At 66.2% G+C, this 11,705-nt stretch carries 11 protein-coding genes; all 11 read right to left on the reverse strand.

Translation table 11 applies throughout. The annotated features are described in order from the left end of the window. Window positions 1-61: 61 nt before the first annotated feature. On the reverse strand, window positions 62-1,132 hold the full coding sequence (locus FOY53_RS15695) for a lipocalin-like domain-containing protein (protein WP_146590559.1): 1,071 nt from the start codon (window positions 1,130-1,132) through the stop codon (window positions 62-64). After that, window positions 1,122-3,518 carry an FtsX-like permease family protein gene (locus tag FOY53_RS15700; RefSeq protein ID WP_146590561.1) on the reverse strand — a complete coding sequence of 799 codons (2,397 nt, stop codon included), beginning with the start codon at window positions 3,516-3,518 and terminating at the stop codon, window positions 1,122-1,124. Before FOY53_RS15700 ends, FOY53_RS15695 begins: the two co-directional genes overlap by 11 nt. Continuing rightward, window positions 3,506-4,159, reverse strand: a complete 654-nt coding sequence (locus tag FOY53_RS15705; protein ID WP_246107433.1) for an ABC transporter ATP-binding protein — start codon at window positions 4,157-4,159, stop codon at window positions 3,506-3,508. The genes FOY53_RS15700 and FOY53_RS15705 overlap by 13 nt, the downstream gene beginning before the upstream one ends. A gap of 237 nt (window positions 4,160-4,396) precedes the next feature. Next, the gene (locus FOY53_RS15710) at window positions 4,397-5,644 is read right to left on the reverse strand and encodes a flavin-dependent oxidoreductase (RefSeq protein WP_146590563.1); all 1,248 of its coding nucleotides are present in this window, start codon (window positions 5,642-5,644) and stop codon (window positions 4,397-4,399) included. A 3-nt stretch (window positions 5,645-5,647) separates the two neighbouring features. Beyond that, on the reverse strand, window positions 5,648-6,103 hold the full coding sequence (locus tag FOY53_RS15715) for a cupin domain-containing protein (protein ID WP_372836691.1): 456 nt from the start codon (window positions 6,101-6,103) through the stop codon (window positions 5,648-5,650). 22 nt (window positions 6,104-6,125) lie between these two features. Continuing rightward, window positions 6,126-6,812 (reverse strand): ABC transporter ATP-binding protein, encoded by a 687-nt coding sequence (locus FOY53_RS15720; protein WP_146590565.1) that lies wholly within the window; start codon window positions 6,810-6,812, stop codon window positions 6,126-6,128. After that, window positions 6,812-7,561 (reverse strand): ABC transporter ATP-binding protein, encoded by a 750-nt coding sequence (locus tag FOY53_RS15725; protein ID WP_146590567.1) that lies wholly within the window; start codon window positions 7,559-7,561, stop codon window positions 6,812-6,814. Before FOY53_RS15725 ends, FOY53_RS15720 begins: the two co-directional genes overlap by 1 nt. Continuing rightward, window positions 7,558-8,541, reverse strand: coding sequence for a branched-chain amino acid ABC transporter permease (locus FOY53_RS15730; RefSeq protein WP_146590569.1), 984 nt, complete (start codon window positions 8,539-8,541; stop codon window positions 7,558-7,560). The genes FOY53_RS15725 and FOY53_RS15730 overlap by 4 nt, the downstream gene beginning before the upstream one ends. Then, window positions 8,538-9,458: a branched-chain amino acid ABC transporter permease gene (locus tag FOY53_RS15735; protein ID WP_146590571.1), complete on the reverse strand. Its 921-nt coding sequence runs from the start codon at window positions 9,456-9,458 to the stop codon at window positions 8,538-8,540. Before FOY53_RS15735 ends, FOY53_RS15730 begins: the two co-directional genes overlap by 4 nt. Before the next feature lie 29 nt (window positions 9,459-9,487). Beyond that, the gene (locus tag FOY53_RS15740; protein ID WP_146590573.1) at window positions 9,488-10,672 is read right to left on the reverse strand and encodes an ABC transporter substrate-binding protein; all 1,185 of its coding nucleotides are present in this window, start codon (window positions 10,670-10,672) and stop codon (window positions 9,488-9,490) included. A 165-nt stretch (window positions 10,673-10,837) separates the two neighbouring features. Beyond that, entirely contained in the window at window positions 10,838-11,668 is an 831-nt protein-coding gene (locus FOY53_RS15745) for a hormone-sensitive lipase (RefSeq protein ID WP_146590575.1), read from the reverse strand. Between the last annotated feature and the right edge of the window lie 37 nt (window positions 11,669-11,705).

The following is an 11,705-nucleotide window of genomic DNA, read 5'->3' on the forward strand; positions in this document are numbered from 1 at the left end:
TGTGGGGGCAATCCACAAGTGGTCAGGGTTCGGGGCACCGCGCACGCAGCCATGACTGCGTTCACTGATACCCCGTCATCTCGAGGTATCCGCGGCCGCTGTGGCTGCCCTCAAAGCGGATCGGACCTTCCCAGTAGGCGAAGGCCGTGCCCATCCAGGCCTGCGGATTCAGCGGCGTGGTCTCGATCGTGACGCCGCGCGCAGGCAGCGCCACGCGCCATCGTACCGGCACCCGCCGTCCGGCGACCTCGGCCACCTCCAGCGGTTCGAGCGTCAATGCGCCGTCGCCATAGGCCGTCGCCGCGCCCTCGGCGGAAATCCAGGTGGCGGATGTGAAATGTGTCCCGGACCCGTCGCGCAGGCCGAATCCCATCAGCCGCGTGCCGTCGTCGAATTGCAGCGACAGCCAGTCCCATCCGTCCTGATCCGCCGCCAGTGGCTGCGACGACCATTCCCGGTCAAGCCAGGCCTGGCCGGTCACCGCAACCGCGCCTTCGGGCAGCGTCAGTGTTCCGCTGACCCGGTAGAAAGGTTGCGAATAGTAATGGCTTGCCTCTCCGGTCGGCGATTTCACCGAAAAGCCCTGCTCCCCCTGAAGCACCAGCGGGCCGTCCGCATTCAGACTCAGATCATAGTGAAAATCGGCGCCCCGCGCGTGCAGTTCGATGGCGTCCAGTGGATCACCCGCGTCCGCAACGCTGCGCAGCGCCCAGTCGTCGATCCACGCTTCGAACGGCGCAGCGCTGACACCCGCCTGACCGATGCCACCGCGTGCCAGCTTTTCCGCATAGCGGTGGCTTCGGGCCGAGGTCAGCGCCGCGTGGCCCATCCAGAGTTGCGGTGTCTGCCAGCCGGTGCCCGCCTCGGGCGACAGGGCCGAGCGGAACAGCGTCCATTGCACGCCGTATTCCTGTCCGTCCGCACCTGTCAACGTTGCGGTCACGTACCACCATTCGATGCGGAATTCGGGGTGAGGGCCATGATCCAGAGGAAAAGTGAAGGTCTTGTCCGGGTCCGGCAAGGCAAAGCCGTCGGACCCGGTGCCGAGCCCGGCAAAGCCCTGCGCGCTGACAATCGAGGCGATGCACAGCCAGGCAACCGAAAAGCTCAAGGTGCAGACCCTAGCGATCATTTGCAAACACCCGCAGCAGGTGACCGCCGGGCATCGCCAGCAGCCGCCAGACCGGCCAGACACTGGCCAGCAACGCCGCCGTCAGCGCCCAGAATCCCAGCCACAGCCAGCCACCGGGAAACACCATCATCGGCAGGCGCCAGCCAAAGGCCTGCACGTTCACCACCGCCAGCAGCACCCAGGCCAGCGCCAGGCCGACAGGCACGGCCAGGGCCCAGGTCAGGGCTGCCAAAAGCGCCGTCCGTGCCAGCTCTGTCAGAGCGATCCGTCGCGGCGCCACCCCCATCGCCCAGACCGGCGCCACCTGTGGCAGACGCAGCGCCGACAGTGTCAGCAGGCTGGTCAGCAGGGCAAAACCCGCAACCCCAAGGGTCAGCACGTTCAGCGCGCCGGTCACGACAAAGGTCTGGTCAAAGATCCGCAGGGACGCGGCCTTGACCGCGCCTTGGTCGCGCAGGGCGTCCGCGGGCAGGTCGAAGCGTTGCCTCAGCTCGGCGATCATCCCGGGCACCGCTGCCGGGGCAAGCCGCACCGCAAAGCGCAACTGTGGCTGGTCCGGGTAGCGCGCGGCCAGTGCATCCATGCCGACGATCAGCTGCGCCGACGGATTGCCGTAATCGGAATAGATGCCGACGACCGGAACGGTCCAGCCATCCCCCAGCGCGAGCGGATCGCCCAGCGCCAGCCTGTCCCGCCGTGCCATCTGTTCGTTGACCAACACGCCGTTGCCTGCCGCCAGACTGTCCCATGCATCCGTCCGCGACGACAGAAGCGGCCAGTTCTCGCGGTAGGTGGCATGGTCCACCACGCCGTAGATCTGCGCGGGGGCGCCCCGCAGCGTGACCGGAACCGACCAGTTCGGCAGCACCGCATCACTGCGGGACGCGAGGTAGCCGGTGACTGCGGCGGCCTCCTCCGCGGTGCGGGTGGTCAGGTAAAGCTCGGGCGCCAGTCGCTGGTCCAGCCAGCCTACAAAGGTGGTGCGAAAGGATCCGACCATCGTGCCGACGCCGACATTGGCCGCCAGGGCCAGCAGCAGGGCCATCAGGGCCAGGGACAGGGCCGGAACCTGTTGACGGGCATCGGCAAGCAGCCATTCTGCCATCGGGCCGCGCGCGAACCGCGCCGCGCCGCGCAACAGCGCCAGCAGCAGCATGGGCAGCGCCAGCGCCGAACCGACCAGCAGGGCGGCGAGGCAGGCAAATCCGGCCATCAGCGACCCCCCCCACAATGCCAGCCCCGCCGCAGCAAACAGCAGGCAGAGGGCGGCTGCGGTCTGCACCCGGATCGCCCGGGCCGAGGCCATGGCCCAGGCCCGTGGCTGCGCCGGGGCCAGCAGCGGCATCCGCGCCACCCGCCACAGCGCCTGCGCACCCGCTGCGGCCGCCCCGAGCAGCGTGATCACCAGCGCCGAGGCCGCCCAGAAGGGATCAAAGCTCAGCGTGCCGGACACCTGTGCGCCGTATAACCCGCGCAGGGTGCCGGCGACCCCTGGCAGCAGCGCCGCGGCGATGCCGTACCCCAGGGCCATCCCGACCACCGCCGCAACCAGCGCGATTGCAGCCAGTTCGGCCGCAAGCAGCAGCATCAGCCGGCGCAGACTGACCCCCAGTGCCCGCAGGGTCCGGACCGCGGCGCGCCGCTGTTCGAAGGCAAGCCCTATGGCCGACTGCACGATGAACAACCCGACCGCGAAGGACAGCAGGCCAAAGGCGGTGAGGTTGAGGTGAAAGCTGTCGGTCAGCTGGGCCAGCGACGACGTATCGTCAGGTGTGACACGGTCAAGGGCGGTGAGACTCTCCAGCGGTGCCAAGCCCGACGGCTGGCTCCGCGCAATCAGAAGGTGGCTGATCCGGTCGGTGCGCAACAGTCGCTGCGCGACGCCGATGTCGGTGATCGCTGTTCCCGGCGGCACATCAGCGGACAGGCGCAGCGGCGGCAGATCCGCCCCCTTGAGCTCGGCCGCCGTTTCCGGGGCAACCAGCAGGACGCCGTCTCGGACAAACGCGGCCAGTGCGTCCGCGTCGCCGGCAAGCGGGGCCAGCGCGGGCTGTGGCGGCGCGCTCAGCGGGTCGATGCCGACAATCCGCAACCCCGGCAGCAGCCGCCCCTCGACCACCGGGCTCAGATCCCAGCCAGCGCGCCGCAACGCCACGTATTGCTGCAGGGTGACGCCGCCGGGGGTCTGCAGGCGATCGAGCTGGTCCTGCCCCATCAGCGCCGCGGCACGTCCGTAGCTGGCCCGGGCCTCGGCGTTGATTGCCTGCACGCCGGACCACAATGCCGTCGCCAGAGCCAGCCCCAGCACCAGGGTCACCAGTTGCACCGGGTGGCGGCGCCAATGCGACCAGAGCGCCTGGAACACCGCCGCGTTCACCGCAGGCATCCTTCCTGCAGATGGACCACCCGGCTCAGACGGGCAGCAAGCCGGGGCGAGTGGGTGACCATCAGCAGGGCCGAGCGGCTGCGCGCCACACCGTCCAGCAGCAGCTCCAGTACCGCGTCCGCCGTCGCTTCGTCCAGGTTGCCGGTGGGTTCGTCCGCCAGCACCAGCTCGGGGCGGACTGCCAGCGCGCGACCGATGGCCACCCGCTGTTGCTGCCCGCCCGAAAGCTGTTCGGGGTAGCGGTCCAGCAGCGTCGACAGCCCCAGGCGCGCCGTGATTTCGCCCTGCCAGTCGGGATCGAGAACCCCGGCCAGCCGCGCCTGAAACTTGAGGTTCTGCACCACGGTCAGAGACGGGATCAGGTTGAGCTGCTGGAAGATCACGCTGACCTGGCGCCGCCGCACCCGGGCGCGGCCCGCTTCGTCCAGGTTGTGCAGGGGGGCGCCTTGCAGGGTGATGGTCCCGCTGTCCGGCACGTCAAGACACCCCAGCAGGTGCAGCAAGGTGCTTTTGCCGGAGCCGCTTTCCCCGGTCAGGGCGACACTTTCGCCGGCGGCCACATCGACCGACACCCCGCGCAGCACCTGAAGCGGGCCTTCGGAGGTGATGAAGCTTTTGGTCAGATCGCGGGCAGACAGCACCTGTGGTCCTTTCAGATGTCTTACCCCGATACCTAGCAGGCTTTGCACGGTCTTAAACCCCGGTGCCACACCCCCGGTGTCACGCCGGGTTTCGCGCAGATGTCGGCCATTGCAACTCCGCCGCCAGCCCGCGGGTGGTCGATTGCCGGATCTCCGGTCGCCGCAGTCCCGGGGTGCGGCGGGGCCGCCCCCGCAGGGGGCCGCCCGCGCGTGTGCCGGATCGGGTGCGCGCGCCGGTCAGCCGGACTTGCGCCGGCTTTCGACTTTGGAAAAACCCGCCATGCTGGCATAGCCGCCGACAATCCTCTGCCGCGCCTCGAGGCTCAGGACATCGTCGATCCGGTCGAACCCGGCGGGGGCCAGTTTCTCCACAGCGTCGATCACACGTTCCGGGCCGCCCAGCCGGTTGGTGCGCACCACCTCTGCCGTCTTGGGCAGCCGGTCCTTTTCATAGGCCCAAAGGGCGGCACGCGGGTGTTCGCCCCGTGCCAGAGCATCGGCGATGCAGCGCGCGTCCAGAATGGCCTGGCTCGCGCCGTTCGAGCCCACGGGATACATCGGATGCGCCGCATCCCCCAACAGGGTCACGCGGCCAAAGGTCCAGCGGGGCAGGGGGTCGCGGTCGGCCATCGGGTATTCAAAGATCGCCGGTGTGGCCCGCACCAGACCCTCGATGTCCATGCCGGGCACGCTGAAGCGTCTGGCATGCGGCAGCACCGTGGCGAGTGGCACCTGTCGCGACCAGTTGTCCGGCGGCGGTCCCGAGACGGCGGGATCCTTGATACGGATGTTCACCACCCAGTTGGTCAGCTGTTTGCCGTCCCTGGCGGGCGCAATGGGGTAGAGCACGAATTTGCCGCCGAGCCCGCCACCGATGGCCATGCTTTCGCCGTCAAGCCAGACCGGCCACTCCGCCGCGCCGCGCCACATGGCCACGCCCTGCCAGCTGGGCGCGCCTTCGTCCGGGTAGAATGTCTTGCGACCCTGGGAATGGATGCCGTCGGCACAGATCAGCACATCGCCGCGCGCGGTCAGCCCGGCGCCGCCTTCGACCGAGTCGGTGAAATGCGCGGTCACACCGCCTTCGTCCTGCACAAAGCCGGCCAGCCTGCGCCCGGTCAGCACCGCCTCGGGACCGATACGGTCTGTCACCGCGTCATAGATCAGCTTTTGCAGGCGCCCGCGATGAATCGAGAATTGCGGCACTTCATGCCCGGCATAGGTGCCGCGCAACTCGGACCAGACCTCTTGCCCCTGCCTGGTGAGGTACGACAGCTTGCGGGTCCGCACGCCGACGCGGTCCAGCGCGGGCAGCAGGCCCAGCGCCTCGAGTTCGCGGATGGCATGGGGCAGCACGTTGATGCCGACCCCGACCTCGCGCACGTCGCGCGCGGCCTCGAACAGTTGCACGGCAATGCCGCGCTGGTGCAGCATCAGTGCTGTCACCAGACCGCCGATACCGGCGCCTGCGATCAGGACCTTCATGGCTTACGCCTCCTCTGGCGGGGGCAGGAAATCGACCTCGTGCTGAGCCGAAATTGCGACGACATCCGCCGGGTTTGCCTTGGGGCCCAGATTGTGCAGCGCCCAGAACAGATCATACAGGCGCCGGGACGGAGCGACCCAGAACAGACACTTGATCGTCGTCTCGGTCTTGTTGAAGATCCCGTGCGGGATGCCCATCGGCAGGCGGATCAGATCGCCGGGTTCGGCGTAGGCCTCGACGCCATTGAGCAGCAGATCGAACCGGCCTTCGAGCACGTAGATGAATTCGTCCTGATGCGGGTGGATATGCGGCGGCACAAAGGTGCCTTGGGGCAGGGTCGCATGCCAGGACAAGGAGCTTTCGGAATGCTGCTTGGGCACATAGGTCTGCCCGAGGATGTTCCAGCTGATATCCTCCAATCCGGAACCGGCCTTGGTCACTCCTGGGATCATCTTCATCATCTTTGTCCTTTGCATTACGTCAGACGTGCAGAAAGCGGTCCTTGACCTCGGGCGTTGCCAGGATCTCGGGCGTGCTGCCCTGCCACACCACACGGCCCTTTTCGATCACCACATGGCGGTCGGCGAATCTGGTCAGTGCATCGACGTTCTTGTCGATCACCAATATCGCTTCGCCTTCGGACTTGAGTCGCGTGAGGCAGGCCCAGATATCGGCACGGATCAGCGGCGCCAGACCTTCGGTTGCCTCGTCCAGCACCACCAGTTGCGGGTTGGTCATCAGCGCGCGGCCGATGGCCAGCATCTGCTGCTCGCCGCCCGACAGCTGGTTGCCCATGTTGCGCCTGCGTTCTTTCAGCCGCGGGAACAGGTCATAGATCCGCTCGAGGGTCCATTTGCCCCTGGTCGCAGTGGCCTGCAGGTTCTCCTGCACGCTCAGTGTCGGAAAGATCTGCCGCCCCTCGGGCACCAGCCCCAGACCGGCCCCCGCCACCAGATGTGGCGCCGCGCCGGTCAGATCCCTGCCGTCGATCCTGACGGTGCCGCCGGTGGGCCGCAGCAGGCCAAATATCGAGCGGATCGTCGTCGTCTTGCCCATGCCGTTGCGGCCCAGCAGGGTCACGACTTCGCCGCGCGCGACAGTCAGGTCCACACCGAACAGGATGCGGCTTTCGCCATAGGCGGCTTCCAGTCCAGAAACTTCCAGCATCAGGCCGCCTCCTCGTCACCCAGATAGGCCGCGCGCACCTTGGGGTCGTTGCGGATCACCTCCGGGCTGCCCGAGGCGATGATCTCGCCATAGACCAGCACCGAAATCCGGTCGGCAAGGGCAAACACCGCCTCCATGTCATGTTCAATCAGCACGGTCGCATACCGTCCCTTGAGCGCGCGCAATCGCTGCACAAAGGCCTCTGCCTCTTCGCCGCCTGTCCCGGCGAGTGGTTCGTCCAGCAGCAATACCTTGGGCTGGGTCGCCAGTGCGATCGCCAGCTCCAGCCGACGATGTTCGCCGTGTGACAGCGCCGAGGCGCGCAGCCCGGCGCGATCCTCGAGCCCGGCATCGGCCAATGCGGCCATCGCGGCATCGTTCAGCGCCGCCTCTTGCGCCACCGGCGCAAAGAACCGGTAGGACGAGCCCGAGCGCGCCTGCACCGCAATCGCAACATTCTCAAGCACGCTGAAGCGCGGCAGGATCGAGGTGATCTGGAACGAGCGCGCCAGTCCCAGGCGCACCCGCTCGGCCATCGAGCGCCGGGTGATATCGCGCCCTTCCAGCGACACGGAACCGGAATCCGGCGCGTTCTGCCCCGAAAGCTGGCCGATCAGCGTGGTCTTGCCCGCGCCGTTGGGGCCGATGATGGCGTGCAACTCGCCGGGTGCGACATCCAGCGAGACATTGCGGGTCACCTCGAGCGCGCCGTAGTTCTTGCAGAGGTTGCGGACGGACAGCAGGCTCATTTCCGGGCCCCCTTCAGACGTTCCAGCGCACCGGTGATGCCATGCGGCGAATACAGCACCATCAGGATCAGGAAGACCCCGAAAAGCAGCCGCCAGTGTTCGGTCAGCATGGCCAGCCAGTCTTCGAGCAGCAGCGCGACAACCGCGCCGCCGATGGCGCCGGTCAGATTGCCGATCCCGCCCAGCACCACCATCACGATCAACTCACCCGAGCGGTGCCAGGACATGAAGGCAGGCGAGACGAACTCGGCCTGATTGGCGAGGATCACGCCGGCAACAGAGGTCATGCAGCCGGAAATCACAAAGGCAGTCAGCTGGTAGCGGAAGGGGGAAAGGCCAATCGCCTCCATCCGCACCGGGTTTTCGCGGGTGCCGATCAGGACACGGCCAAAACGCGATCCGACAATGCGCGTCGCCACGGCGAACAAAGCGATCAGCAACGCGAGTGCGACATAGAACATCACCAGATCGCTTTCCAGCGCGTCCCGGCCGAACAGCGTCGAGCGGGACTGCAACGGCGTGCCGTCATCGCCGCCGTAGGCCGAGAGCGAGACAAAGAAGAAATAGGCCATTTGCCCGAAGGCGAGGGTGATCATGATGAAATACACCCCCCGCGTGCGCAGCGAAATCGCCCCGGTGATAGCGGCAAACACCGCCGACAGCAGGACGGCAAAGAGGATGTGCACCAGCAGATCCGTCACGCCATAGCTGTTCAGGATCGCCACGGCATAGGCACCAAACCCGAGGTAGGCGGCGTGACCGAAGCTGACCATTGCGCCGTAGCCCAGGATCAGGTCCAGCGCCATCGCCGCGATGGCATAGGCGAGGATCCGGGTGCCGATCAGCATCAGGAACGGGTCGTCCGTCAGGGCGGCGATCAGCGGGAGCGCGGCGAAACCGGCAAAGATCAGCAGCGCCAGCCAGATACGGGCCGACATCAGCACCGGGCGGCGCGTCGCGGACTGAACGAACGCGCTCATGACGTGCGCTGCCCGAACAGGCCCTGCGGGCGGGCGAACAGGATCACGGCCATCAGGATATAGACCAGCATCGGGGCCAGCATCCTCCCGGTCTGGCCTGCGGCCGCCGGCTCCATCACCGAACGCAACACGATCGGGCCGAAGGTGCGGCCCAGCGTATCCACCACGGCGACCAGCAGCGCGCCGAGAAAGGCGCCGCGGATCGACCCGATGCCACCGATCACCACGACCACGAATGTCAGGATCAGCACGCTTTCGCCCATGCCGGTATCGACAGACAGGATCGGCGCCACGATCGCCCCGGCAAAACAGGCCAGCAGCGCGCCAAGGGCGAAGACCAGCGAAAACAGCTTGCCGATGTCGACGCCCAGGGCCGACACCATCTCGCGGTTGCTGGCCCCGGCGCGCAGCAGCATGCCGATGCGCGTGTGGTTGACCACGACGTAAAGCCCGGCGGCGACCGCCAGTCCCGCCGCGATGATCGCAAGGCGGTAGACGGGGTATTGCAGCGGCCCGATCAGCGGGATCGACCCGTTGAGCAGCTCGGGCATCGGCACCGACAGCGGCGAGGTGCCCCAGAGCATCTTGACCCCCTCATTGACGATCATCACCAGACCGAAGGTCGCCAGCACCTGATCGAGGTGCGAGCGGGCATATAGGGGCCGGATCACCAGCCTTTCGATCACCAGGCCGACGACCAGAGCGGCGGGCAGCATCAGCAGCAGCCCGGCCCAGAAGCTGCCGGTGAGGGCGGCAAAGGTGGCGATCAGATAGGCCCCGATCATGTACAGCACGCCATGGGCCAGATTGATCACATCCATGATCCCGAACACCAGCGTTAGACCCGCAGCGATGAGGAACAGCAGAACCCCCAGCTGCGCGCCGTTCAGAAGTTGCAGGATGAACAGGTTTGTCATGCGTCTCTCCGGCCCAAAGCTTCGTCAGATCACATCGGGCACTGATCGGCGTAGTTGTCCTTGTAATCGTCAAAGATCTTTTCGACGATCGCGGTCTGGAACTTGCCGTCGTCACGCTTTTCCGCCTTGACCAGATAGAAGTCCTGGATCGGGAAGTTGTTTTTGCCAAAGCTGAAATCGCCGCGCGGGCTGTCGAATTCGGCCTTGTGCAGTGCGGCCCTGAGGGCGGCCCGGTCGCTGAGGTCTCCGCCCACGGCACGCACCGCGGAATCGATCAGCTGTGCGGCGTCATAGGCCTGCATCGCGTAGGTGCCCGGCACCGCGTCATAGGCGGCAAGGTAGCCATCGACAAAGGCCTTGTTGGCCGCGTTGTCCATATCCGGCGCCCAGTTCGCACCACCCATGAGGCCAAGCGCGGCATCCTGCGTCGCGGGCAGGGTGGTTTCATCGACGGTAAAGGCCGACAGGAACGGGATCGAGGTCAGCCCGGCCTGGCTGTACTGCTTCACCAGGTTGACGCCCATGCCGCCGGGCATGAAGGTGAACAGCGCATCGGGCTGGAACGCCGCGATCTGTGCCAGTTCCGAACTGAAGTCCAGCTGCCCGAGTTCGGTGAACACCTCGCCCGCGACTCCGCCGGTGTAGGAATGCTTGAACCCGTTCAGGCTGTCCTTGCCGGCCTGATAGTTCGGCGCCATCAGAAAGACGTTCTGGTAGCCCTGCTTTTCGGCGTATGCCCCCATGACTTCGTGGTTCTGGTCATTCTGGTACGAGGTGACAAAGAAATTCTCGTTGCACTCGGCGCCGGCATAGCTCGATGTGCCGGCATTGGTCGAAATCAGGATGGTCCCGGTCTCGGTCACCGGCTTGTGGATCGCGCCGAGGATGTTGGAAAAGATCGGCCCGACGACAAAGTCGACCTGATCGCGGGCCACCAGTTCGCGCGCCTTGTCGGCGGCCAGATCGGGACGCTGTTCGTCATCGACGATGATGATCTCGGTCGGCATGCCGCCGACTTCCTTGATCTGGTTGACCGCCAGCATGAACCCGTCGCGCGCCTGAGAGCCCAGGGCCGCGGCCGGGCCGGACAGGGTGTAGACAAGGCCGATTTTCAGCACGCCGTCGCTGGCCGAGGGCAGCTCTTGCGCCCCGGCAGGCAGGGTGGTCGAAAGGACGGCAAAGGTTGATGCCAGCAGTTTGGTTCTGGTCGTCATGGTGATACTCCCGTTGTTATTGCGCCCCGCCGCCCGGTTGTTCGAGTCGGCATGTTTTGAGTGCAAATATTTTGTGTGTAGATATTTAAGGCTTGAAGATTACCGCAGGTCAAGCGAGTCGTTTTGGCGAATTCCTTTTTCCCGTTCTGCGTTTAGGTGAACGCCTCATTCCTCATCAGGATCGCGCAGGGCTGCCCGCGTCAAGGGTGAACGCCTGTCCGCCAGTCCGTCAATCACGTTGAAGTGGTGGCGATCCGGCTGCACGACCGCATGGGTGTCGCAGCCCAGCCCGTGCCAGATATTGGCAAGCAGTGCCGACTGGCGCAGGAACTCCTGTCGCTCGGCGCCGCCGACCCAGGTGGTCAGGCGGATGCCTTTCAGCGGACGCTGTAGCGCGGGGCTGCCTGCCGTGGCTGAAACCATATCCATCCGCAGCATGTCGTTGCGCTGGGTCATCAGTAGGGGCCGCAGGTCATGCAGGCCGGAAATCGACACCACGTGGCGCAGCCTCGTCCGTGTCGCGGCTGCCAGCGGCGTCCCTTCGCACATCATCGCCGTCACCAGATGGCCGCCCGCCGAATGGCCCGACAACACGATCGGTCCGGCCACCGCGCCGGCCACATGGTCGATGGCGGCGCCGATCTGCGCGGTGATCTCTGCGATGCTCACATCCGGGCACAGATCGTAGCTCGGGATCGCCACCGCCCAGCCGCTGTCCACCGCGCCCTGCGCCAGATGTGACCAGTAGGATTTGTCGAGCGCGACCCAATAGCCGCCGTGTACAAAGACCAGCACACCTTTCGGCGTTCCTTCGGGCAGGAACAGATCGTATCTGGACCGGTCAGAATCACCGTATGCGATGTCCAGCCGGTTGCGGCCTGCGATGCGGAAACTGTGTGCAGGGGCCACCCAGAGCCCGGGCCAGTCGGATCCGTTCGGAATGTTGCGCCCATTCTCATAGGCGTTGTCCCAGTCGGTCACTGCAAATCCAGTCATCGGTTTTCCCTTTCGGTTCCGCACGATGCCGCGCACC

The sequence above is a fragment of the Puniceibacterium confluentis genome (genome assembly GCF_007923445.1).
Classification (GTDB): domain Bacteria; phylum Pseudomonadota; class Alphaproteobacteria; order Rhodobacterales; family Rhodobacteraceae; genus Puniceibacterium; species Puniceibacterium confluentis.